General features: G+C 31.1%; 27 protein-coding genes. 6 read left to right on the forward strand and 21 right to left on the reverse strand.

Annotated features, from left to right (window positions below; all coding sequences use genetic code 11):
- The first annotated feature begins 8 nt into the window (after window positions 1–8).
- Together IPK06_06525 and IPK06_06530 are read left to right on the forward strand one after the other, a co-directional pair.
- On the forward strand, window positions 9–350 hold the full coding sequence (locus tag IPK06_06525; GenBank protein MBK7979648.1) for a hypothetical protein: 342 nt from the start codon (window positions 9–11) through the stop codon (window positions 348–350).
- Between the two features lie 67 nt (window positions 351–417).
- On the forward strand, window positions 418–1,269 hold the full coding sequence (locus IPK06_06530; GenBank protein MBK7979649.1) for a 3-hydroxybutyryl-CoA dehydrogenase: 852 nt from the start codon (window positions 418–420) through the stop codon (window positions 1,267–1,269).
- Between the two features lie 41 nt (window positions 1,270–1,310).
- On the opposite strand, the gene IPK06_06535 is transcribed toward IPK06_06530, so the two are convergent.
- The 19 genes from IPK06_06535 to IPK06_06625 form a co-directional block, all read right to left on the reverse strand.
- The gene (locus tag IPK06_06535; GenBank protein ID MBK7979650.1) at window positions 1,311–1,520 is read right to left on the reverse strand and encodes a hypothetical protein; all 210 of its coding nucleotides are present in this window, start codon (window positions 1,518–1,520) and stop codon (window positions 1,311–1,313) included.
- The gene (locus tag IPK06_06540; protein ID MBK7979651.1) at window positions 1,521–2,447 is read right to left on the reverse strand and encodes a hypothetical protein; all 927 of its coding nucleotides are present in this window, start codon (window positions 2,445–2,447) and stop codon (window positions 1,521–1,523) included.
- 55 nt (window positions 2,448–2,502) lie between these two features.
- Window positions 2,503–2,883 (reverse strand): holo-ACP synthase, encoded by a 381-nt coding sequence (gene acpS, locus IPK06_06545; protein ID MBK7979652.1) that lies wholly within the window; start codon window positions 2,881–2,883, stop codon window positions 2,503–2,505.
- Window positions 2,884–2,898: 15 nt separating this feature from the next.
- The gene (locus IPK06_06550) at window positions 2,899–3,813 is read right to left on the reverse strand and encodes an MCE family protein (protein MBK7979653.1); all 915 of its coding nucleotides are present in this window, start codon (window positions 3,811–3,813) and stop codon (window positions 2,899–2,901) included.
- Window positions 3,806–4,162, reverse strand: a complete 357-nt coding sequence (locus IPK06_06555; protein ID MBK7979654.1) for a hypothetical protein — start codon at window positions 4,160–4,162, stop codon at window positions 3,806–3,808. The genes IPK06_06550 and IPK06_06555 overlap by 8 nt, the downstream gene beginning before the upstream one ends.
- On the reverse strand, window positions 4,163–5,431 hold the full coding sequence (locus IPK06_06560; protein ID MBK7979655.1) for an HlyC/CorC family transporter: 1,269 nt from the start codon (window positions 5,429–5,431) through the stop codon (window positions 4,163–4,165).
- A 31-nt stretch (window positions 5,432–5,462) separates the two neighbouring features.
- Window positions 5,463–5,903 (reverse strand): single-stranded DNA-binding protein, encoded by a 441-nt coding sequence (gene ssb, locus IPK06_06565; protein ID MBK7979656.1) that lies wholly within the window; start codon window positions 5,901–5,903, stop codon window positions 5,463–5,465.
- Window positions 5,904–5,922: 19 nt separating this feature from the next.
- Window positions 5,923–6,393, reverse strand: coding sequence for an SPOR domain-containing protein (locus tag IPK06_06570; GenBank protein MBK7979657.1), 471 nt, complete (start codon window positions 6,391–6,393; stop codon window positions 5,923–5,925).
- Between the two features lie 59 nt (window positions 6,394–6,452).
- Window positions 6,453–7,841, reverse strand: a complete 1,389-nt coding sequence (locus IPK06_06575) for a hypothetical protein (GenBank protein ID MBK7979658.1) — start codon at window positions 7,839–7,841, stop codon at window positions 6,453–6,455.
- A 14-nt stretch (window positions 7,842–7,855) separates the two neighbouring features.
- Entirely contained in the window at window positions 7,856–9,118 is a 1,263-nt protein-coding gene (locus IPK06_06580) for an outer membrane protein transport protein (GenBank protein MBK7979659.1), read from the reverse strand.
- A gap of 29 nt (window positions 9,119–9,147) precedes the next feature.
- Window positions 9,148–9,648, reverse strand: a complete 501-nt coding sequence (locus tag IPK06_06585; GenBank protein ID MBK7979660.1) for an acetyl-CoA carboxylase biotin carboxyl carrier protein subunit — start codon at window positions 9,646–9,648, stop codon at window positions 9,148–9,150.
- Window positions 9,641–11,143: an acetyl-CoA carboxylase biotin carboxylase subunit gene (locus IPK06_06590; protein ID MBK7979661.1), complete on the reverse strand. Its 1,503-nt coding sequence runs from the start codon at window positions 11,141–11,143 to the stop codon at window positions 9,641–9,643. The genes IPK06_06585 and IPK06_06590 overlap by 8 nt, the downstream gene beginning before the upstream one ends.
- Window positions 11,144–11,213: 70 nt before the next feature.
- On the reverse strand, window positions 11,214–13,562 hold the full coding sequence (locus tag IPK06_06595) for an endonuclease MutS2 (protein MBK7979662.1): 2,349 nt from the start codon (window positions 13,560–13,562) through the stop codon (window positions 11,214–11,216).
- The gene (locus IPK06_06600; GenBank protein MBK7979663.1) at window positions 13,552–14,124 is read right to left on the reverse strand and encodes a CvpA family protein; all 573 of its coding nucleotides are present in this window, start codon (window positions 14,122–14,124) and stop codon (window positions 13,552–13,554) included. The genes IPK06_06595 and IPK06_06600 overlap by 11 nt, the downstream gene beginning before the upstream one ends.
- Window positions 14,125–14,136: 12 nt before the next feature.
- On the reverse strand, window positions 14,137–14,583 hold the full coding sequence (locus tag IPK06_06605; GenBank protein ID MBK7979664.1) for a GatB/YqeY domain-containing protein: 447 nt from the start codon (window positions 14,581–14,583) through the stop codon (window positions 14,137–14,139).
- Window positions 14,584–14,666: 83 nt separating this feature from the next.
- Complete coding sequence (locus IPK06_06610; protein ID MBK7979665.1) at window positions 14,667–15,080, reverse strand: biopolymer transporter ExbD; 414 nt, start codon at window positions 15,078–15,080, stop codon at window positions 14,667–14,669.
- 23 nt (window positions 15,081–15,103) lie between these two features.
- On the reverse strand, window positions 15,104–15,643 hold the full coding sequence (locus IPK06_06615) for a biopolymer transporter ExbD (GenBank protein MBK7979666.1): 540 nt from the start codon (window positions 15,641–15,643) through the stop codon (window positions 15,104–15,106).
- Window positions 15,644–15,667: 24 nt separating this feature from the next.
- Window positions 15,668–16,351, reverse strand: a complete 684-nt coding sequence (locus IPK06_06620) for a MotA/TolQ/ExbB proton channel family protein (GenBank protein MBK7979667.1) — start codon at window positions 16,349–16,351, stop codon at window positions 15,668–15,670.
- A gap of 146 nt (window positions 16,352–16,497) precedes the next feature.
- Window positions 16,498–17,547: an endonuclease/exonuclease/phosphatase family protein gene (locus IPK06_06625; GenBank protein MBK7979668.1), complete on the reverse strand. Its 1,050-nt coding sequence runs from the start codon at window positions 17,545–17,547 to the stop codon at window positions 16,498–16,500.
- A gap of 74 nt (window positions 17,548–17,621) precedes the next feature.
- Between IPK06_06625 and polA the strand changes: the two genes are divergently transcribed.
- Window positions 17,622–20,384: a DNA polymerase I gene (polA, locus tag IPK06_06630; GenBank protein ID MBK7979669.1), complete on the forward strand. Its 2,763-nt coding sequence runs from the start codon at window positions 17,622–17,624 to the stop codon at window positions 20,382–20,384.
- A 202-nt stretch (window positions 20,385–20,586) separates the two neighbouring features.
- Here polA and IPK06_06635 read toward each other — a convergent pair whose 3' ends face one another.
- Both IPK06_06635 and IPK06_06640 read right to left on the reverse strand, forming a co-directional pair.
- Window positions 20,587–21,228, reverse strand: a complete 642-nt coding sequence (locus IPK06_06635) for a peptidylprolyl isomerase (protein MBK7979670.1) — start codon at window positions 21,226–21,228, stop codon at window positions 20,587–20,589.
- A gap of 101 nt (window positions 21,229–21,329) precedes the next feature.
- Window positions 21,330–22,862 (reverse strand): aldehyde dehydrogenase family protein, encoded by a 1,533-nt coding sequence (locus IPK06_06640; GenBank protein ID MBK7979671.1) that lies wholly within the window; start codon window positions 22,860–22,862, stop codon window positions 21,330–21,332.
- A 195-nt stretch (window positions 22,863–23,057) separates the two neighbouring features.
- Here IPK06_06640 and rsmI point away from each other — a divergent pair, with 195 nt between their 5' ends.
- The 3 genes from rsmI to IPK06_06655 all read left to right on the forward strand — a co-directional run bounded on the left by rsmI (window position 23,058) and on the right by IPK06_06655 (window position 25,211).
- Window positions 23,058–23,741 carry a 16S rRNA (cytidine(1402)-2'-O)-methyltransferase gene (gene rsmI, locus IPK06_06645; protein ID MBK7979672.1) on the forward strand — a complete coding sequence of 228 codons (684 nt, stop codon included), beginning with the start codon at window positions 23,058–23,060 and terminating at the stop codon, window positions 23,739–23,741.
- Window positions 23,742–23,876: 135 nt separating this feature from the next.
- A complete protein-coding gene (gene lysW, locus IPK06_06650) occupies window positions 23,877–24,041 on the forward strand; it encodes a lysine biosynthesis protein LysW (GenBank protein MBK7979673.1) in 165 nt (54 codons plus the stop codon).
- On the forward strand, window positions 24,042–25,211 hold the full coding sequence (locus tag IPK06_06655) for a 2-isopropylmalate synthase (GenBank protein ID MBK7979674.1): 1,170 nt from the start codon (window positions 24,042–24,044) through the stop codon (window positions 25,209–25,211). It begins immediately after the preceding gene.
- Window positions 25,212–25,257 lie beyond the last annotated feature (46 nt).

The following is a 25,257-nucleotide window of genomic DNA, read 5'->3' on the forward strand; positions in this document are numbered from 1 at the left end:
AACTATCGTTGGAAATGAAACTTGTTGATATTCATTTTCAATTTGACAGGAAAAAATTATACTTTTTTTATACTTCCGAAGGAAGAGTTGATTTTAGAGAACTTGCTAAAAAACTTGCGGCTTCTTTTAAAACAAGAATTGAACTCCGCCAAATGGGAGTTAGAGACGAAGCCAAAAGAAAAGGCGGCTTAGCTACTTGCGGAAGAGAATTTTGCTGCACCACTTTCATTAATAATTTTAAAAGAATTACTACCGATATTGCCGAAGAAAATAACGTTGCCAACAGTATTTCTAAATATACCGGACCTTGCGGAAAACTTAAATGCTGTTTATCATTTGAATTAGAATAAATCAATTTTATTCTAAATCGTACCGGAGCACGCATATTTATTCATTAAGCGAGATATCATTATGAAGATAAAAAAAATTGGTGTTATTGGCGCCGGAACTATGGGAAATGGAATTGCCCATGTTTTTGCACAAAACAATTTTAGTGTAGAATTTATAGATATAAATGAAGAATTGCTTCAAAAAGGTCTATCTACAATTGAAAAAAATTTAGAAAGACAGCTTAAAAAAGAAATTATTAGCAAAGAAGTTGTTGAAATGACTTTAAGCAATATAATTCCCAAAGTAGGAATTGGAAATTTAGCACATAATGTAGATTTAGTTATAGAAGCTGTTATTGAGAACAAAGCAGTTAAAACACATATTTACAAAGATTTAAATAATTTACTTAATCCTAATTGTATCATTTCTTCAAATACTTCATCAATTTCGATTACTGAATTGGCTTCGTATTCACTTAATCCGGCAAAATTTATTGGTATGCATTTTATGAATCCGGTACCTGTAATGCGTTTGGTTGAAATAATTAGAGGTTATTCGACTTCTGATGAAACTTTCAATACGATTAAAGCACTTTCCGAATCAATTGGAAAAATACCAGTTGAAGTTAAAGATTACCCGGGTTTTATTTCCAACAGGATTTTAATGCCTATGATTAATGAAGCAATTTTTAGCTTATATGAAAATGTTGCCAGCGCGGAAGATATTGATAAAGTAATGAAACTCGGTATGGCTCATCCAATGGGACCTTTGGAATTAGCAGATTTTATTGGATTGGATGTTTGTCTCGCGATTATGAATGTTTTATACGAAGGATTTAATGATTCAAAATACAGACCGTGTCCGTTATTAAAGAATATGGTTGCCGCAAGGAAATTAGGTAGAAAAAGCGGTGAGGGATTTTACAAATATACAAAATAGAAATTGTCTTATAATGTATATTATGTAAACTAAATATTCTCCTATTTTATTAATCCTTGGTATTCTATTAGCAAATAAATTATTATAAGCAATAATATTACAAAAATTATTGGAGAACGCTTTTTAGATGATTTGTTTAGATTTGACCTAAATCCTAATTTTCTTTTTCTTATTTCTTCTTTATCATGCTCAGGTTTGTAATAACGCGGCTGATAATCAAAGGCTCTATTTTTTGGTTTTTTTATTAACATTTAAAAATTCTCAATTATTTTTATTTTCCCTTTTTGCAGTGAAATTTTAGCCGTCTTTAAATTGTCACTTATAATTTCACCATCGCAATGAAAATAATAAGGAGTATTTAATTTTGCAAATACATTTCCATCAGTGCAAAAAAAATCGGCTTCGGGTACATCTTCCAATTTATTTACCAAAGCTTTTGGAAGCGCTGATAACAATCTTTTTCTTTTAATTTCCTCAAAAACACTAATATCCAGAATCCCGTCGTCAATTTTCGCATTTGGAGTCAAATAAAATCCGCCTCCATGTGAAATACCGTTACCAAAAGTAATCATTAACTTATTGCCGGTAATCTCAACATTATTAAATTTTACTTCAACATTTATCATTTTATAATTGAACAATGCCTTAATTACAGATACTAAATATGCGGAAATTCCTCTTAGAACTTTATTTCTTTGAGTCAATGCTCCGACATAAGCATCAAATCCGATACCGGCTCCATTTATGAATTTGTGAGTAAATACCTCATTAGAATTTTCATTAGTAAATTCAATAGTCCCTACATCAATATTTCTAAAACTGAATTTACTTATTTGACAGATACTAGTTAAATTATCAATAATATTTTTTGATGAACTAATATTTTTTGAAAAATCATTTCCGGTGCCGATTTGGAGCACGCCTAAAATTACTTTATCTAAATAATTATCCGTGATTCCATTTACAACTTCATTAAGTGTTCCATCGCCGCCGACAGATACAATGATATTAAATTCTTGGCAATTATTTCTTAAATATTCAGTCGCATTTTTTGGATATTGGGTAATTAGGAATTTATAGTCAATACAATTAGACTTCAAATAATTTTCAATTATAGGTATTGAATCTTTACCTCTTCCCTTGCCGGAAATGGGATTTATTACAAAAAGATATTTCATTGAATTATACGTAAAAAAATTTATGAAAAGGAAAAGTAACTGCTAAAAATTAAATCTATTTTGAATTATTTGAATAAATTATGGCAAAACAAGTTACATAATTCTCCGAATGACTCATTGTAATTTTTAATTGTTTATCGGCATCTAAAAATTTTTGCAGATTTCCGGAAAGTCTAACGTTCGGCATTCCCGAAGCTTCATTGAAAATTTCGATATCTTTCCATTTAAAGCCTTTGCTCCAGCCAGTCGCCAACGCTTTTGATATCGCTTCTTTTGCCGCGAATCTTGCCGCAAAGTGTTGAAATTTATTTTTTTTCGATAAACAATATTCTACTTCGGTAGCCGTAAATATTTTATTAAGAAATACATCACCAAATTTCTCAATACTTTTTTTAATCCTGTCAATTTCTATTATATCAATGCCAATTCCAAATATCATATTCGTATAAAATTAAAACAGATCAACATCTGCTTTAACTTCCAATCCGCCGTTTTCTAATTGATCATTAATTGTTTTAGTAAGTTTTTTCAGCTGTTTCATTGATTCTTTAATATCACCGATCAAATTTTCATCATATAATAATTTGCCGATATTATTTTTTCCGTTTACGGTTTCATCGGTAAGTAAATTTAACTTTTGAATTAAAGAATCGGTGCTTGCCAAAGTTTTCTTTGAAATATGTATTATATCGTTAAGTTCAGTTTTGTTGCTGCTCAATAAAATTTTTGTATCGTTTGTAAGATTTTTTGTATTGGAAATTATTTCGGAAATATCTTTTTGATTTTTAACGAGCAGTTCGTTAAGGTTAGCAGAAAGTTTTTGTAGATTGGAAACGGATTGTGTTATATTTGTTTTAAATTCTTCATTGGAAAAATTTGAATTAATAAAATCCAAGGATAATTTTAAATCTTTTATCACTGAGATTAAATCGCCTTCAACGGAATTCAATGTTGCCATAACTGTTGAAATATCACCGGAAAACTTTCCTATATAAGTTTTGCCGTAATCCAAATTATTCTGCGAAATCCCATTAATAATTTCGATTTTCTTGCCGCCCATCAAATCAAGCATCATAATTGAAAAACTAGCGTCATCTTTTAGATTCGGATCTTCAGAAAAATTTATCTTCACTAATGCTGAATTTGGTTCGGATTCTATTAACTCGACATAACCTTTTCTAACTCCATTAACCGTAACAAGATCACCGACTTCCAATCCCGCAACTGAATTAAATTTCACGGAAAGTTTCATATCATGGGAAGTCAAGCTGTAATTTTTTGCCCAACCGAATATTAGAACAAAAATAATCAAAGCAATAAAAATTGTTATGCCAACTTTAATTTCTGTTTTCTTTTCTTCATTCATTTGATTTCAGAGTTTGTTTAATTAATTCGAACTCGGTTGAATCAATTTTATTATCTTTAACAATTATTTCAATATTTTGAGACAAAGGTTCCAAAGCATTTAATCTATCTTCAAGATTATCTTTATTAAATGTGTTGAAAAAATTATCAAGTTCAACCTTTAACGAATCGCCGTATTCTTGATCCTTTAATTTTTCCAAATCAGAAACTATTTTTGATTTTGTATATTCAAGTAACTTATCTTTTCCGAAACTCAATAATTCATCACCGTGAAATTTTATTAAATAGAATATGACTGCTAATAAAACAGTAAGTGTGACAATAACGGAAATAAAACAACCTTTTTTCATTTATTTTAGTTTTTCAATTTCTACTTTACTAATTCTATTGTTTTCTAAACCTATAACTTTAAAAGAATATCCATATTTTTCAAATTTATAACCAACTTCTGGAATTGTTCCAGCATGGCTGAAAATAAATCCGCCTAACGTTTCAAAATCTTCATTTGGTACTTCAATGTTTATATTAAGAATTTCTTCCAATTCGCTAATAGAAACCTTACCAAACATAACAAATTTATTTTCATTTATTTTAACAATTTCATCTTCTTCTGTATCATATTCGTCTCTAATTTCACCCACAATTTCTTCTAGTACATCTTCTAAACTTATAAGTCCGGCTGTTCCTCCGTATTCATCAACAACTAAACTTAAGTGCATATTTTTTTCTTGAAATTCTTTCAATAAAGTGCTCAGCAGTTTTGTTTCAGGTACAAAGAGACAATCTCGTATCACTTTTTTTATATCAAAAGTATTAGGACTACCTAAAAACTGAAGCAGATCTTTTGCGTGAATAACTCCAATTATTGAATCTAGATCATTTACATATACTGGAATTCTACTGTGACCAGAACTTTTAATTATTTCAATCAACTCGTTATATGGAATGTCTTTAGGAACAGCAATAATGTCCACTCTTGGCGTCATTACTTCCCGCGCAAAAGTAGATTTAAAAGATACCAATCCATGAATTAATTCATGTTCTTCCTCTTCAAGAGTTCCTTTTTCAATTCCAATATCAGCTAAATCCGCAATGTCTGAAGTTGACAATGCGGTTCTTGCTTTATCATACTTTACATTGGTAGTAAGTATCTTCATTAAAAAAGTAAGAATTTTTGTAATTGGACTAAGAACTATTCCAATTAAATAAAGTGGAATTGAGATAATTTTTGAAATATAGACTGGATGTTTATTGGCCCAAACTTTAGGCGTGACTTCGCAAAATATTATAACAATAATTGTTAAAATAATTATTTGAGTTATTAACGAGTAATCAACAGAAAAACCGTTAACTTTTGCAATATCTAATGCTAAAGTAACAGCGATAATTGAAGCACCGACATTGCTTATCGTATTCCCAATTAAAATTGTTATAAGGAGTTTCTGCGGTGCCGAAATTAATTCTGAAATATATTTTGCAAGATTCTTTGAGCTTCTGTTTATTTCTTCTATTTTTTTATCATCTAATGAAAGAAGCGCCACTTCAGAACTTGAAAATAAAGCAGACAAAATTAAAAGTATTACAAGTAAAATTGTTCTAAAAAGCCAATCAATATCCAAATATAAAATTAACCTATATTATTATAATTAACTAAAATGGTAAATCATCATCTTCACTGCGATTATCGGTAGATTCCGATTGAACAAAATTATTTGTATCATTGGATGAAGAAGAGAACTGCGAACCTCCGCCTTCAGAGCCGTCTAATGGAATAATACTAAATTTATCCGCAACTATTTCAGTAACATAAATTTTTTGACCTTCTTTATTTTCATAGTCGCGTTTATTCAGTCTGCCTTCAACATAAAATTTTCTGCCTTTTTTCAAATTTGATTTTAAGTAATCAGAAGCGCCAAATAAAACAATATTATGCCAAGTAGTTTCATTAACCCAGTTCCCATCCTTACCTTTATAGCTGTACGATGTGGCTAATGAGAAAGTGGTTATTTCCGTATTATTTGTTGTAAATCTGTGTTCAGCATCCTGACCTAAATTTCCAATCAGCATCACTTTATTTAATGAAAAAGCCATTATAATTTTCTCCCCTTTTTTATTCGGTTACAATAAATGCGTCCTTAAACATATTTTGTTTCCAAAAACCTTCCCTAACCATTTGAGCTTCTGATTTAGTATTATAAGCCGAGCTTCTAACAGTATACAGCGAATTTACATTATTGTATACAATTGATAACTTAAATGGCACTTTGGATTCATTTTCCTTTATATATTGTTCAGCCCTTGACTTTGTTGAAAATGCACCTAATTGCAAAAAATATCCATGTTGAGTTGTAGGTTTTATATCTGTTTTTTCATTATCGTCACTGTCGTCGTCAAAAGTATTATCTACATCTTTTTTAACATCGTCAATGTCTTTCGATTTTTTAGCATTGTCAACTTCGTCAAAAACATAAACCTCTTCGGCATCTGCTTTTGCCTTTTCATCTTCATCATCTGAAGACTGAAAAATTGAACATGCGGAAAGCGATAATAATAAAACAAGGATTAATAATATATTTTTCATTTTAACACTTTGATTTGTTGGTAATATGCAAAAATAATTAGTGAAATCTTAATTATCAATTAATAAAAAATATTATCAAAAGTTCCTATCTCAAATATCGGCAAATTGAATTTTTCGAAAGTAACTTTTTTTGCTAATTCCAAACTGCCCGGAACTTGAGAAACATTGATTTTTTCAATCTTCGCGCCAAAATCGGCATTAATTTTTTCGATGAATTGATTTGCAATTATAGCATAACCTTGACTTGTAGGATGAACACCATCCAGACTAAAAATACCACCTGAAATATATTGGGTAGTAAATTCAACTCCGTCTGATTCATAACCGTCTGCCGCAACTTCATTGAAGAAATTATTTATATCAACAAGATGAAAATTATATTTATCTGAAATACTTTTTATTGAAGAATTAAAACTGCTGACAACATTTTGTACTTCTATTTGTTCGAGCGGATCTAAAACTAAACTATTTGGAAACGGATTTTCGGCCGTTAATCCAAATGGATATGCAGTATTTACACCCTCAGGAACTGTAATTGAATTTGTTGAATAATATAATCCTTTAGTATCACCTAAAAATTGTGCCGCGCCAGATCCTTTTAATGTTACCATTGTTTTGTTGTTTAACAAATCAAATATAGTTGCTAATCCTACTGGAATATCGGTTGATGAAGTTGAATAAACTAAACCTTGAATCTGCGGATTTTGACTTTGCGCTGCTTGCAGAGATTGTCCGATACTTGGAGCAACAGTCGTAAAAAACGGAATAGCGCTTACATTGGGAATATTTGCTAAAATTACGGGAATTCCTGCTTGAGCAAGTGCACCGCATAATTGATCATATAAATATGCAAAAGTTTCAACAGGTGTATGAGGAATTATTCCTCCGCTAGTAGCGTATCCTAAAATATCATTGTTTCCAATCCAAAGACTTACCAATGTTGGCTGTGCTGACAATGCCATTTCAAGCGGAGTTTTATCTTGATTTCTCAAAACAATATCAAAAAATACGTTGCTTTTATCTATTGCCGTTGATGTGTTTTTTGCCGTCAAAATATCCGGCAGTAATGCTCCGGGAATTCCTAAATTATTATAAATTCCGTTAAAATTCAAATTTGTTGGAGAACCTGCATTAATAGACGCGGTTTTTGTTGAGAAAGGAACAATTGATTTAACTTCAATTCTTCCGCCTATTCCTGGGTCACTTATTGTGGGTTGTACGAATTCAACCCCGACTTGATTAGCTATCTGTTTGCTGAAAGAATATTCTTGCGCACTTTCATATAATGCGCTTGATTGATATCCCGCTGTTAAACTGTTGCCGATTGCAACAAACTTTGTGAAATTGGCAGTTCCCGTATTTGGTTTTGACGGCTCAGTTAATTCGGTTCTATCTTCACATGCAAGAAGTACTAATCCTAACATTAATAATTTTAATAAACTTTTCATTTTATAAACTCCGATTAAAATTTATATCCAAGTGTAATTGACATTAAATTTGCCGTAGAATTATAAACTCCATTCATTGGAGAATTACTATTTTCAATTCCGCTGTAGTTTTCTAATGATTTTGTGATTGTTCTTTCAGCGAATCTTAAAAACATATATGCAGCTTCAACCGAAATGTTTTCACTCAGATTATATGTCCCTCCGATATTTAATCCCATACGGTCTGCATCAGGAAGTGTAGGATCAAGTCTTTCATCCGGTACCGGATTACGATCATAAAGAAAACCGGCTCTGGCTGTAATAGTTTTATTTAATTCAAATTCGGTTCCTACTCTGGCAATAAACGAATTTACATAATTTCGATCCGATGAAGAAACAAGTAGTTCTCCCGTTTCAGAATCGATAAAATCTTTAAATTTAACTTCTAATTTATCATAACTGTCCCAGCCGACATACTGATAATCAGCCGTTAGTGTAAAACTCTTTAACGGTCTTATTGCAACGCCTAAAGTAATATTTTCAGGAGTTGTCAATGGAGCCGTAATTGCTCCGCTCGGGAGCATATCTTTAAATTGTGATGAATAATTTTTGGGAGTTGCATCTCCTTCAAAATCAAATTTAACCTGACTTCTGAATGATAACCCTAAAGAAACAGCCGGAATTGGATGGATGAATATTCCGGCAATAAATCCTGATCCGTAACCAGTTCCTTCCAAATTTAATGATGGTTCGCTATTAAATGGCGCTAAATTTAATTTCCTATTTATTAAAACATCTCCGTACCCAAAAACATATCCGAAACCGACAGATACTTCATTCATAATTCTATATGACGCAACAGCATTAAAGAAAAATGTTCTAATTTCGGTTTTAACTGTCATGAATCTACCTACCCATTCATCATCCCATTCGGTTCCTAATCCATAATTATTGCCAACTCCAAGACCTATAAAAAGTTTATCCAGAATTTGATGAGTTCCATATAAATGCACCGGGTTAAAAACTTGCGACTTCATAGCTGATTCTGTGATTGAGGGAAAAGGTCCTCGAAAAGTTGAACTTGGTATAATGAGAGTTGCTCCGCCAATCAAATGCGTACCGCAAAGTTGAGTTATTCCGGCTGGATTAAAGTAAATTGCGGAAGGATCATTTGCCAATCCGGCAAACGCGCCGCCTAATCCCATTGCTCTTGAGCCTTGCTCATTAATTTGAAATCCGCTTCCAAATATATTTTTAAGTACAAATAAAAAGATGAATAAAGATAAATATTTTTTCACAGACCCTCCTTTAAGTTCAATTCCTTTCTTTATTTAATGCTCATAAGCAGTTGATTTTTTTCTACCGATATTCCGATTTTAACGTGTATATTAGTAATAATTCCGGATTTAGGAGCGTGAATTTCATTTTCCATTTTCATCGCCTCCAATAATATTATTGGGTCTCCTTGTTTTACTTCATCATCAATATTTTTATAATACTTTAAAATTAAGCCCGGCATGGGTGAATAAACTTGTTCTATTGAAGTAGTTGATTCTTTATTTCTTAGATAATTTTCAGCTTTTTCTTCCAGTAAAGTTTTAATTGAGGTTTCAATATATTTGCCGTCAATTAAAAATAACATTGATTCTTTATTTTTTTGAACAACCGTTGTATGAAAAATCTTATTATTAATTTCAACTTTAAACGTATACTGTGATAATTTCGAAATATCACAGTTGAATTCAAAATCATTTATTAAGACCTTTTTAAAATCTTCGGTTCTAATAATAATTTTTTTTGAATTGACCGACGCGACAAATTCATTCATAAAGTTGGCCTATCCAATTATTTTTTTGATTAATACAATTTTTTGCGGGGGAAACTACATTTTTGGCAAATTTTAAATATGCTCCCAAAATTGCAGAAATTTCATTGTAAGATATTTCTTCGTTTTTGGAATTTACGTTCAAAGAATCATTCTTAAACTGATTTTCCAAAAAATTATTGTCAAATGAAGAGTCTAAAAATATATCATTTGTTAAAACCCAAAAGAAAAAATTCAAATTTGTTTTAATACCGGCAATTTGATAATCACCTAAAGCACGTTTCATTTTTGAAATCGCTTCATTTCTATCCGCTCCCCAAGTGATTAATTTTGAAAGCATGGAATCATAATATATTGATATTTCGGACAAAACGTCTATTCCCCTGTCGATTCTAATTCCATTACCTGAAGGCAATCTATGATGAAGGATTTTTCCAGTCGATGGCGAAAAATTATTTTCAGCATCTTCCGCGTAAATTCTGCATTCAATTGCGTGCCCGTTAATTTTAATATCAGTTTGTTTTATAGCTAATTTTTCTCCGTTTGCAATTTTAATCTGCTCTTTAACAATATCAATTCCGGTAATCATTTCAGTGACCGGATGTTCAACCTGAAGTCTAGTATTCATTTCCAAGAAATAAAAATTTTTATTTTGATCATATAAAAATTCAATTGTACCGGCATTTGTATACTCAGCAGCTTTTGCAGCGGCAATTGCAATTGTTGTAACTTTATTTCTTAATTCATCATTGATTGAACTAGACGGAGCTTCCTCCAATAATTTTTGGTGCCTTCTTTGAACGGAACACTCTCTTTCGTACAAATGCAAATAATTTCCAAATTCATCCGCTAAAATTTGAACTTCAATATGCTTCGGATTTTCTATAAATTTCTCAATATATACAGATGAATTACCAAACGCTTTTTGTGATTCGTTTTTTGAATGGTCAATTCCCTTTTTTAATTCAGCCAAATTGGAAATTTTTCTCATTCCTTTCCCACCTCCGCCGGCAGTTGCTTTAATCATTATTGGGAAACCAATTTGCTTGGCAATATTTTCGGCTTCTTCATAATTTTCAATTGGTTCAATTGTCCCGGGAACAATTGGAATTCCAAAATTATTCATTAATTTTCTTGCGGATGTTTTGTTTCCCATAATTTGAACTGACTTATAACTTGGACCAATAAATTTAATTCCGGCTTCGTTTACATTTTTAATAAAATCTCCATTTTCAGATAAGAAGCCGTAACCGGGGTGAATTGCATCAGCATTTATTTCAATAGCTTTTTGAATAATTTTTTCGATGTTCAAGTAAGATTCAGAACTTTGAGAGTTGCCTATGTAATATGCCTCATCCGCGGATCTTACATGAAGAGAATTTTTATCTGCATCAGAATAGATTGCAGCAGAAACAATTCCAAGTTCACTGCATGCATTAATAATTCTTACTGCAACTTCTCCACGATTAGCAATTAAAATTTTTTTAAATAATTGCAATTTTGAGGCTCAATTTAAATTGTGGATTCAAGATATAAAAAAGAAATGAATAAAATATGAGAAATCTTATTTATTTTAGTTTTACCAATGTTGCACCTGCTCCTCCGAAATCTGCATTTGCAAATTCAAACGATGCAACCATTTCATGATTTTTTAGAATTGTATGGACAGTTTCTCTTAAAACTCCTGTTCCTTTTCCATGAATTATTTCGATATTCTTTAAATTACTTAAAGCGGCGGAATCAATAAATTTTATTAATTCAAATTCTATTTCTTCCGGTTTTCTTCCGCGAATGTCAATTCTGGAACTAACGAAATCGACATTGCTATATTTGTTTCCATAATAAGTTTCGGCTTGATTATTTTTTTTTGCATGAACTAGGTTATTTATTTTAACTTTAATTTTAAACTTTCCGGTATCAATAGTGAAGATATCTTTTGCTTTGTCAATTTCGACAATCTCTCCTGAAGTCCCGGAATCCTTAATTTTCACATAATCATTAATTTCAAACGAATCTTTCTGAATATTTTCATCTTTCGGTACCTGATAATTTACTTCAATTTGTTTTTTAATCTCCTCAATTTTTTGCTTTTCTTCTTTTATAGTATTTTTATCAGCTTTGGTTTCTCTAATATTTTTTATTGTGTTTTCAAATTTACTGTTTAAGTCAACTAAGAATTCTTCGGCTTTCCTTTTTGTTTCGCCTATAATCTTATCTTTTTGTTCTTTTAATTTTTTATTTTCTTTTTCATATAAATTTGTAAGTCCCTGCAGACGCGAATTCTCGATTTCCATCTGATTTAATTTTTTGTTTAATTCAACTGATTTTGTTTCAAGTTCAGAAATAAATTTTTCAACTTTAAATTTATTTGTATCCAAATGCTGTTTTGCTGAATCAATAATAAATTTATTGAGTCCAATTTTTGAAGCGACTTCAAAAGCGTAGCTTGATCCCGGAATTCCCTGACGAAATTTATACGTCGGGATTAAATTTTCAATATCGAATTCCATTGAAGCGTTTTGAAATTTTTCATATTCTGAAGCAATAATTTTTAAATTTCCATGGTGAGTAGTTGTGATAACAATTGAATTTATTTCGGAAATTTTTAGAAGAAATGCCGTTGCAAGCGCTGCTCCTTCACTTGGATCAGTGCCAGTTCCTATTTCATCAATTAGTATTAAAGAATTTTCATCGGCATTTTCTAAAATTTCTTTAATATTCTTCAGATGAGAACTGAATGTGGATAAATCGTCTTCAAGCGATTGTTCGTCACCTATATCAATCATTATGTTACTAAAAAACATAAATTCTGAATCGGGTTGTACCGGAATATGAATTCCGCTTTGCACAAGCAAAGATAATAAGCCAATTGTTTTAAGAACTACAGTTTTTCCGCCTGCGTTTGGGCCGGTTATAATTGTAACATTATTTTTGTCAAAATTAAAATTTAAAGGAATTGATTTTTCTCTTCCAATTTTTTTTAGTAAAATTGGGTGTCGTCCTTCAATAATTTTAATTTTCCTATTGTCATTGATTTGCGGAAACGCACCAATTATCTCCAGTGAATATTTGGCATTCGCGAAAATATCATCTAATTCAGTAATAGTTTCAAAAGCTAACATTAATATTTCGGAATTCTTTCCAATTATGATTGTCAGCTCACGCAAAATTCTTTCAATTTCTCTTTTTTCCGCAAAAGTTAACGAAAGTATATCGTTGTTTAATTCCAGCGTTTGTTCTGGTTCAATATAAACTGTTTGTCCGGTATTTGATTCAGAATGTATAAATCCTTTAACATGTCTTTTGTGTTCGGCTTTAATTGGAATTACAAGTCTGCCGTCGCGCTGTGTGAAATATTCTTCTTGAACAAGATAAGAATCGCTTAGATTTTTAAGAATTTTATCTATCACATTACCGAGAGATGATTTCTTTTTAATAATTTCTTTTCTTATATCACTCAATTTTGCGCTAGCGGAATCTCTTATCTCACCTTTTTCATTAAATATTTTTGAAAAAAGCGACTCAAAATTCTTATCTACAAAAAATGAATTGGAGTAAATACTAAATAATTCTGTATTTGCCGCATTTAGTTTGAAAAAGGAAAAAATTCTTCTGGATATCTGAGAAAGTTCGAATACTTTTAAAATTTCTTCTTGGTTTAGTACAATGCCGTTAACTCTGCTCTGAATTAATGTTTTTTGAAGATTTGGTAAATAATTAATCGGCGGGTATTCAAAATTTATTAAAATTTCTTTTGCTTCGGAAACCAATTTCCCTTTCAATGCGGCTTGTTCTTTTTTCTCAAATGGTTTTTGAGAAATGATTTTAAATTTAGCTAAATCTGTAATTGCATAATTAGAAATATAATTTAAAACTTTATTGTACTCTATTTTATCTAAAACTAAATTACTTATCATTTTTTGTATTCAGCGTATCTAAATCAATAGGAGTTGTAAATTCTTCGGGGACTTCTTCACTGTTTTTATTTTCGATATAGTCTTTTAAAAATCCTTCAGTTTTAAAATTTGAACCCATTAAAAGATCAATAATACCGGGTGTAACATTGTAAATTGGTTTATATAACAGCGAATTATCTTTCACGTCCTGCCTTGGAATACTAATAACATTTAGCAGTAATAAAAACACGCTAGAAAAAAAAATAATTTGAACTGTTCCGGCTATTCCTCCAAGCAATTGGTTTAAGAATTTATTTACTTTATCAACAGGGTGAATGAGTCGTTTTACAATGGATGCAAATAAAATTGTGCTTAAAAATATTATAAGACCGCCAACAAGTTTTGCCAAATATGATTCGTTGTTAAATAATGGAGAAAGCTGATCACCAAGTTTTGAGGCGTATGTTATTGAAAGGTAAATACCCAAAATTAAACCGGCAAGTCCAATAATTTTTCTTACTAACCCGTCTTTATAACCTAAAATAAATCCGATTCCAAAAACAATAAGAAGAATTATATCCATGTAATTCAAAATTTAACCTAAAATATTTTCAACTATTTTTCTTATTTCATTTCCGTCAGCTAAACCTTTTAAATTCTTCATGGATTCTGACATAAGTTTACCAAAATCAGCTTTTGTCGCGGCGCCTATTTCTTGTGCAATAGATTTTACTTTATTTGTTATTTCTTCAACAGATAACTGTTTAGGAAGATATGTTTGAAGAATTTCCAATTCTTGTTTTTCTTTTTCTTCAAGGTCTGTTCTACCCGCTTTTGCAAACTGTTCTATAGAATCTTTTCTCTTTTTGGCGGCAGATGTTAATAATTTTATTTCATCTTCTGCCGAAAGTTCTTTGCCTATTCCACTTTTTTCAAACTCCAAAATGAGAGCTCTGATTGATCTAATAGTATTTAACTTAACCTTATCCTGCGATTTCATCGCTTCTTTTAAATCTTCATTAATCTTTTCTTTGAGCGACATAGTGTTCCTATAGTTTAAGTTTATTTAAAAAAAAAGCAGATTATAATCATTACAATCTGCTTAAAAATACAAAAAAAAAGTTTTTACAATTTACTAGAAGCTGAATAATTTATTCTTCTTGCGTCAGCTTTTCTCAATGCTTGTTGAATATCCATAACTAAACCCATGCTGGAATTTTTATCAATTCTCAAAGATACAATTACTTTTGGTATATCTACTCTTTTCTTATACATAATATCTTGAATATCAGCTAATTGAACTATATTATCGTCAATCTGAATTCTTTCATTATCTCCAATCCAAATATATGATACAAGTCTTTTATCTTCAATTTTTTGAACCGCTTTAGCTTCCGGAAGAACAAATTTAACAAATATTTCTTGCTCTCTCATGGTTGTAGCAACCATAAAAAATAAAAGTAGCATAAAAATAATGTCTGGCAAAGACGCTGTTGAAACTTCTGTTTTTGCTTTTGCTCGTGATTTTTCAAATTTCATTTTCTTTCCTTCAAATATTTTTACTACTTCTTAATTGATTCCGGTTCAGCAAATGAAACAACTTTGTATACTTTCTCTTTTAATTCATCATCTTCTTCTTCAGTTAAATCTTTAAGTTTTTTGCCCCATCTTCCCATAGCATATTCTTCTCTAACTTCAGAGAAAGCCAATTCAACCTGATCAAGAGTCTGAATAAAAATATTATAGTTCGTTTGCCTATCCGTTTTAATTGAAACAACTAATTTTTTATTTTTTGGTAATTCGATTTTACTTTTAATTCTTTCCTTTAGTAAATCTTTAATCTGCGGAATAGCAATTATTTCATTATTTAACAGAACATCACCATTTTCGTTTACAAGAATTGCAACCAATCTATCCTTTGATATAGGCATTTCTATTCTTTCTGTTTCCGGTACATATTCCGGAAGAACCATTCCAATACCTGTATCAACGTCAATGTTGGTTGTTACAAGGAAGAAAAGTAGAAGTAAGAATGTAATATCTGCCATAGATGCGGCAGAAAATTCTCCACCTGGTCTTGTTTTTTTCTTATCTGCAATCATTATTTTATTCTCAATTTTATTTGATTACTTTTTCATTTCATACAAAGCGTCGATAAGTTCAATTGAACTTTCTTCCATGTCGCCAACAATTTTATCAATTCTTGAAATAAAATAGTTATAGAAAAATTGCAAAGTCATAGCAACAACTAATCCAAACAATGTAGTTAATAAAGCTACAGAAATACCGGTAGCAACAATTGCGGGTGACATTGAATTTGCCGCAGCAATATCATCAAATGACATAATCATTCCCTGTACTGTTCCAGTAAAACCAAGCATTGGAGCCAAGCTAATGAAAAGAGAAATCCAAATAAGACCTCTTTCAAGAAAACTCATTTCAATAGCGCCATATGTCATAATTGCTTTTTCAGCAGCTTCTACGCCTTCATCTGCTCTTAAAAGACCTGCATGAAAAACGGATGCAATTGAACCTCTTGTGTTTTCACACAATTTCATTGCTTCGTTAATTCCGCCTTTTTTCAACGCATCTTTAACGGCAACAATGAATTTTTTTGTATTGGTGCTAGATCTTGTAAGTGTCCACATTCTTTCAAATGAAAATGCCAAGCCTAAAATCAAGCAACCTAGAATCGGCCACATGAATCCTCCACCAGCGATAAATTTTTCTTGTAAATAAGTAAGTATGCTGGTAGATTCTGCTTGAGCCAATATGTAAGTAATTGATCCAAATAATTCAGTGAAATGCATGAGAAATATCCTCCAATATTATTTTTTATTATTCTTTAGTTTATTTGCAAAATTAAGTTGGTTAACGTTAAGTATTTAGTAAAAAAAAGTCAATAATTAAATTTTGGTTACGTTTTCATCGATTTCAAAAATATTATTTTGATTATTTATTTTTTTACAGTAAATTTTGCGCCAACTGGAAAATGATCGCTAAATCCACCCAAATATTTTTTCCCGCCGTAAGTCGGGAAAGGATTTCCATCGAACTTCCCTCCTTTTTCAATCATAAATTCAGGTTTAATAATTTTGAATGAATCGCAAATATAATCAAGGTTTTTGTTATCTGTTAATGACTTTGATACTATTATTTGATCAAGCATATTCCAGTGATCTTTATATTTATAGCTTCCTTCACCTTTTTGAAATAAATTGTATGATAAATTAAACAATTCTGAATCATCATTTTTTGAATCATTACAATCAAAAGATGCAGCTTTAAGAGTTTTGCTAATGGAAATATTAGCAGGCATATCGTTAAAATCACCTAAAATAATTACATTCGCGTTTTGATCATCTTCTAAAATTTCTGAAATTTTTGCATTTAAAGCCTCAGCGGCATTTATTCTGAATTTTTCGGATTCTTTTAACCCTTCTCTTCTACTTGGCCAATGATTAACAAAAACATTAATTATTTCATTTGTGATTATATAATTTAATTTCACAAATAATATATCACGTGAAGATTTTGGTTCATCAAATTTTATTTTAACTGATTCAACTTTTTTTAATTGAAATTTTCTAGAATTATAAATAAGTCCAACATCAATTCCTCTTTCATCAGGTGATTCGGAATAAGCAGTTTTATAATAGTCACTTTTCAAATAATTATTGATCAAACTTTTTAACAACTCTTCATTTTCAACTTCTTCAATTCCTAAAATATCAGGTCCGTTCCCATAGTTCATATATTTAATAACTTTTGACAAATTTTCCAATTTTGTATTTAGCCGCTTATTATCCCAGTTTCTATCACCGTTTGGTAAAAATTCTTCGTCATTTTTATTTGGGTCATCTACGGTATCAAATAAATTTTCAACATTCCAATTTGCGATAAATAATTCATTTTCTGTTTGTGCTATTGTCTTATGATTCTGTGTACAAGAACTACTGAGTATAAAAAGTAATATAAGTAAATAGAAGTTAAGATTTTTTTTCATATTTCAAAAATTATAGTTATTGTTATAAAGTTTTTTATATAAAAGTTAATTTAGCAAAATTATTGGAAAAAATAATGGCAAAGAAAAAGTTTGTAATTATAGATGCAATGGCTATGGCTTATAAAGCCTATTTCGCTTTTATGAATAGACCTCTTCTAACTTCATCTGGAGAACCGACATCTGCAGTTTATGGTTTTCTCGTTCAGTTGATTAGAATTTTAGAAGAAACAAAGCCCGATATTATTGCAGTTGCTTTTGATTCTAAAGAAAAAACTTTCCGACATGAAATATTTAAAGGATATAAGGCAAGTAGAGCCGCAATGCCAGAAGATATGATACCGCAAATACATAGAATTAAAGAAATAATTGAGGCTTTCAAAATTCCGTTGTATATAAAACCAGGATTTGAAGCGGATGATATAATTGGAACCGCGGTTAAAATTGCCGAGCAAAAAAAAATGGAAGTTTTCGCTGTAACTCCCGATAAAGATTATGTCCAACTAATTACTGAAAATGTAAAGCTTATCAAATCCGGCAAATCAAATGAGGATTTAATTATAACCGATATTGTGAAAGCTAAAGAAGACTATGGTTTTGAACCGAAATTTATGATTGATTATTTGGCGCTCGTTGGAGATTCTTCCGATGATATTCCCGGAGTTGCCGGAATTGGACCAAAATCAGCTCAGCCGCTAATTCTTCAGTTTGGACATCTTGAAGACATTTATAATAATATAGATATGATTGAGAAAAAAGGTATTAAATCCAAATTGGAAGAGAATAAAGAGAACGCGTTTCTTTCAAAAAAATTGGCAACAATTGTGACTGATGTAGAAATTGAATTTGATTTCGACCAAAATGCAAAAATTCCTGATTTCGAAAAAATACAATCACTTTTTACTCAGCTAGAGTTTAAGTCACTTTATGAAAAGGTAAAGAAAATATATGATTCTGATAAACATGAAGCTACTGAGAATCAAATTGTTAGCGATAAACAAAACTTTGATAAAGCAAAAGTTAATTATCATTTAATTAAAACTGAAAAAGGCGCAAAAAACTTAGCCTCAATTTTAGCAAAAAGTAAAGAATTTGTTTTTGATACTGAAACTGATTCACTAGATACAATAGATCTTAATATTGCCGGTGCTTCGTTCAGCGTACAAAAAGGTGAAGCGTTTTTTATATCGATTGATCCAAAATTAAAGAACTCAAATTTATTTGAGGTTGATCTGAGTGACCGCTTGGATGTTGATCTTTTTATTGAAATATTCAAACCGATTTTTGAAAATGCTTCAATTAAAAAGATTTGTCAAAACGGTAAATATGATATAAGCGTTTTAAGAAGATATGGAATAAATTTAAAAGGATTTTATTTTGATACAATGCTGGCAAGCTATTTAATTGATCCGGATCAAAAACACGGTATGGACGCTCTTGCGGAAAAATATTTGAATTATGAAACAATTCATCTTAAAGATCTTTATGATGTAGATAAAGATCCTACTCAAATTTTCAACGTTGATCAAGAAAAGCTTAATGATTATTCCAGTGAAGATGCCGATGTTACTTATCAGCTTTATGAAAAATTCAAAAAAGAGTTAAATGAAAATGATCTTGATGAAGTAGCTTACTCAATTGAGTTTCCGCTTGTTCCAGTCTTAGAAAAAATGGAAAGAACAGGCGTTAGAATTGATAAAAAAGGACTCAATGAATTCAGCAAAGATCTTGAAAGAATGATAAATGTAACTTCTGATAATATTTTTAAGCAGGCAGGAGAAGAATTTAATATAAATTCTACGAAACAGCTTCAATCAATTTTGTTTGATAAATTGAAAATTCAGCCAGGTAAAAAAACTAAAACCGGATTTTCAACGGACGCAAAATCTTTAGAAATGATGCAAGGCGAACACGAGATAATTGATGAAATTTTAAATTACCGACAGTTATCAAAATTAAAATCCACTTATGCCGACGCTTTGCCGAAACTGATACATCCGAAAACCGGAAAAATACATACCACTTTTAATCAAACTGTTGCGTCAACAGGACGACTTTCAAGTTTAAATCCAAATTTGCAGAATATTCCAATAAGAACTGAGTTAGGAAAAGAAATTAGAAAAGCTTTTATTCCATCCGACGAAAATTATTTAATATTAAGCGCAGATTATAGTCAAATTGAATTGAGAATTATGGCGCATTTAAGCAATGACGAAGCATTAATAAATGCTTTCAGTCACGGAGAAGACATTCATAGATCAACAGCGGCGCATGTTTTTCAAGTAAAGCCAGAAGAAGTTACAGCCGATATGAGACGAAAAGCCAAAGAAGTAAATTTTGGAATTCTCTACGGAATTGGAGCTTTTGGTTTGGCTGGAAGATTGGGAATTCCAAGATCACATGCTCAAGAAGTTATAGATACATATTTTAAGACATTTAAAAATGTTAAAGGTTTGATGGATGAATTAATAGAAGAAGCAAAAAAAGCCGGTTATGCAAAAACAATAATCGGAAGGAGAAGATTTCTAAGAAACATTAATTCAAAGAATAGGGTTGTTCGCCAATTTGAAGAACGAGTTGCCATAAATATGCCCATTCAAGGAACTGCAGCTGATTTGATAAAATTAGCGATGATAAATATTCACAATGAATTGGAAAAAAGAAAAGTCGAAACTAAAATGGTTCTGCAGGTACATGATGAATTATTATTCGAAGTAAAAAAAGATGAACTTGATGAACTGCGTCCTGTAATTAAAGAAATTATGGAAAACGCTATGAAGTTTAAAGTCCCGATTTTAGTTGAAACAGGCGTCGGTGAAAATTGGCTTGAAGCACACTAAAAAATTAAAAATACAAAAGTTATAGTATTCTTACATCATTCGTTAATATTTATGCTGAAAATCTTTTGGTAATTATAAATCTAGGCAATGTGCTTTACTATTATTTAAGCTTTAGCAATATGCAATGTAAAGTATTAGTTCTGAATCATTCTAAAAATCCAGAATTAAAATAGAGATTAATTTTCATTTGTGAGTTAAATTACTAATTAAAAATAATTTTTGTAGAAATTATATAATCTAAATTTGGAAAATTTTTATTTAAGTAATCATTCCCTGTTGTTGAAATTGAATCTTGATTCGGTTCTTGCAAATATTCAGAATTTATGGCTTCGACAATTTCTATACCTTTAATCACTTTGCCAAAAGCAGGAAATCCTTTTACACCATTAAAATCAGATTCATCGAGTCTTTTGTTGTCGGCTAAATTAATAAATAATTGATTTGATCTTGTATTAGGTCCGCCTCTTGCAAATGAAATTGAGCCTTTTTCGTTACTTAATTTTACCGGCTCATCTGCAACTCCCAAATCTTGCCAAACTTTATCAATTTCTGGTATTCCTTTCATTCCCCATTGAACAACAAAATTAGGAAGCACTCTAAAAAATCTATTTTCACTATAGTAGTTGTTTTTTACCAAGTAATAAAATCTATCAACTGCCAAAGGAGAATATTCTCTTTTAGCTTCAACAATAAAATTCCCTTTAGAAGTAACAAATTCAACCTTAAATATATCCGGAGATTTTTCTTTTATTTCACTTTTATCTGGTTCTAATAATGGATTTGATGCTGAGCACGATAAAAGTGATAAAAAAGTTAAAATTAATATCACAATTCTAAATTTCATTAGTTTCCTTTTAAAATAATAAAAAAATACAAAACCATAGTCTAAATATCTTAAATCCTACGGTTTATTAATCTCTAAATTAAATAACAACAATTACAGCATTATATGTCAAACTTAATTCCTTGGGCTAACGGAAGAGTTTTTCCGTAATTAATGGTGTTTGTTTGTCGTCTCATATATGCTTTCCATGCATCGGAACCGGATTCGCGTCCGCCGCCGGTTTCTTTTTCACCGCCGAAAGCACCGCCGATTTCCGCGCCGGATGTTCCAATATTTACATTGGCGATTCCGCAATCAGAACCTGATGTTGATAGAAATTCCTCAGCCTCTTGTATATTATTTGTAAATATTGCAGATGATAATCCTTGAACAACTCCGTTATGAATTTCAATTGCATTTTCCACAGAACCTTTATATTTGATCAAATATAAAATTGGCGCAAACGTTTCTTCCTGAACAATTTTATAATGATTTTCAGCTTCAACTATTGCTGGCATTACGTAACAACCTGATTCATATCCAGATCCTTGAAGAACTTGACCGCCGTATATTATTTTGCCGCCTTGCTGTTTTGCCAAATTTAAAGCATTTGAAAAATCGGCGACTGCGGATTTATCAATTAACGGACCGACATGATTTTTTTCATCTAATGGATCACCAATTTTTAAACTTTTATATGCTTTTATTAATGAAGACTTCATTTGATCATAAATTGATTCATGAACAATTAAACGTCTTGTAGTTGTACATCTTTGTCCAGCTGTTCCAACCGCGCCAAAAACAATTGCAGGTAAAGCCATTTTAAGATCGGCTTCAGGTGTTAAAATAATTGCGTTATTGCCGCCTAGTTCTAATATTGCTTTTCCGAATCTTTTAGCAATTACTTCGGCGCCGTGTCTTCCAACATAAGTTGAACCAGTTATTGAAATAAGCGGTACTTTATTATCATTAAGCATTTTTTCGCCGACTGAAGATCCTTTGCCGATTACGAGTGTGAATATTCCTTCGGGCAAATTATTTTCTTTGATTACTTCGCCAACAATATTTTGAACTGCAATTGCCGACAAAGGAACTTTTGAAGAAGGTTTCCATAAATTTGTATCGCCGCATACGGTTGCAAGCATAGCGTTCCAAGACCAAACAGCGACAGGAAAATTGAACGCGGAAATTGTTCCCACAACGCCGAGTGGATGATATTGATCATACATTCTGTGATTAGGTCTTTCCGATTTCATTGTATAGCCGTATAACTGTCTTGATTGACCAACGGCAAAATCACAAATATCAATCATTTCTTGAACTTCACCCAAACCTTCTTGTAATGATTTTCCCATTTCGTATGAAACTAAATGTCCGAGAGGATCTTTATATTTTCTAAATTTATCTCCAAGCTGTCTTACTATATCACCTCTTTTGGGTGCTGGAATATTTCTCCAATTTAAATATGCTTCATGAGCGGTTGACGTAACTTTTTCATAATCTTCAATTGAAGCTTGATAAACTGAAGCAATAAATTTGCCATCAACGGGAGAATATATTTTAAGTTCGCCTTGATTTTTTGTCGTGTTCCAGTTTAATCCGGTCGAAGAACCATAATTATTTTTTTTTATTCCAAGCTTTTTTAAGAAATCCATAATGCACCTTTGTTTGATTAAATTTTAATACTATTAAATTAGTAAGATTTTTTTTGAAATGACTCAACATTTTTGATGTTTTTTTTACAAATCAATTTTGTTTGTTTGATGATATTCTTTTATTTTTAAGTGCATTAATAACATAAGGTAACACTACTTGCATGATTCGGCTCCATATGGAGCCGTAATCGTTTTATGAAAACTGGAAAATTATATATTGCGGCAACACCAATTGGAAATCTTTCCGATATTACAATTCGTTCGATAGAAACATTGAAATCTGTTGAGTTTATTATTTGCGAAGATACTCGTGTTACAAAAATTCTTTTGGATAAATATGGCATTACGAAAGAAATGATTTCACTCAATGCGCAATCCGAAATAAAAAAAATAGAATATCTCATAGGTAGAATAAATTCAGGAGAAACTTGTGCTTTAGTTTCAGATGCCGGCACTCCATGTATTTCCGATCCTGGTGTTCGATTTGTTAACGCCGCAATTCAAAATGATATTAGTGTTTCAGGAATCCCTGGTCCTAATGCAGCAATATTAGCATTAAGCATTTCCGGACTTCCAACCGATTCGTTTGTATTCGAAGGCTTTCTTCCTCAAAAAAAAGGTAGACAAAAAAAATTATTACAATTGTCAAAAGAAGAAAGAACGATTATTCTTTATGAATCAATGTATAGAATAGAAAAACTTTTGAATGAATTAAATCTTTATATGCCAGAACGATATGTTGTTGTGCAGCGTGAATTAACGAAAATGTTTGAAGAATCATGGCGCGGTTTGCCTTCGGAAATTATTTCGAATCTTTCAAATAAAACAATTAAAGGTGAATTTGTTATAATAATTTCTCCAATAAATTGGAAATCGTGAATATTCATTCACTTTTATATTGATATTATCTAAAATATTTTTTTATAATTCAACAGTTAATTAAAGTGCTTTGTTAATTTAAATGTAATCAATAACTTTGCACGATTTTTTAAACCAAATACAAGGAATAAAAAAATGTCAGAATGTCCAGTATGTGGTGCAGAGATAGTTTTAGAACGCGGCACCGTAAAAGGTGAAATAATAGAATGCACTGATTGTGGTACTGAACTCGAAGTTGTTAGTGTAAATCCGATTATTGTTACTGAAGCGCCTCAAGAAGAAGAAGATTGGGGAGAATAATTGCTTCAAATTCTTGATACTACATTACGCGAAGGAGAACAAACTCCCGGCGTTTATTTTAATAGACATATAAAGCTCGCTATTGCAAGAATGCTAGATGAAATCGGGATTAATATTATTGAAACCGGTCATCCGGCAGTTACGTCCGAGATTTACGATTCAGTAAAGACAATCGCTCACAGCGGATTTAAATCTATAATTGGTGCCCATTCACGGTCAATTAAGAGTGACGTTGAACTTGCATTGGAATGCGGCGTAAATTTTCTTGGGATTTTCTATTGTGTATCCGATGAAAGATTGGATACGGTTTTTAAGAAAGATTTAGATGAAGCGATATTTCAAATTACTTCGGTTATCGAATTTGCTAAATCTAAAAATCCTAATTTACTCATAAGATATACGCCTGAAGATACGGTAAGATCGCAGTTTGAAAATGTAATTAAAGCGGCCAAAGCAGCGGTTATTGCAGGCGCGGATATAATTTCAGTCGCTGATACTACCGGATATATGGTTCCCGGAACCGATCGAAGTATGTTTGATTATATTTCAAAACTAAAAGGTGAATTGGCTTTAAGTAACCTATTTCCAAAAATTGCTGTTCACTGCCATAATGATAGAGGATTTGCTTTAGCAAACGCAATGGACGCATATAGAGCCGGTGCAGAAATAATTGACGCTTCCGTATTAGGTTTGGGAGAACGCGCTGGTATTGTTGATCTTGCTCAGCTATTAACTGTACTTACAACAGATTATAATTTAGCTAATTGGGATTTAACGAAATTGGATGAGCTTTATCAATTCGTAAGTAAACATTCAGGAATTCCAATCCCCGTTCATTTTCCGGTAATGGGTAAAAATGCATTTACACATTGTGCGGGAGTTCATACTCATGCGGCTTCTGTTAATCCAACTCATTATGAAAGTTTAAATCCCGAATTATTCGGCAAGGAAAGACACTTCTCACTTGATCATATGTCAGGCATTGCGTCATTAAAATACGCATTAAAATTATTAAATTTGGATAACATTGATCAGGAAACTCAAAATGCGGTACTAAGCGAAGTTAAAGCGCTTGGACAAAAAGGTAAAGTTGTAGAACTTAGCGAACTTCCTCATATTATTGAATTTACGCTGCAAAATTATAAACATAACCCAATAAAGACTAAGTGATCCCACTTGGTCTTTTCAGTTTAAATCAATTACTAATTGAAAAGAA

The sequence above is a fragment of the Ignavibacteriota bacterium genome (genome assembly GCA_016713565.1).
Classification (GTDB): Bacteria; Bacteroidota; Ignavibacteria; order Ignavibacteriales; family Melioribacteraceae.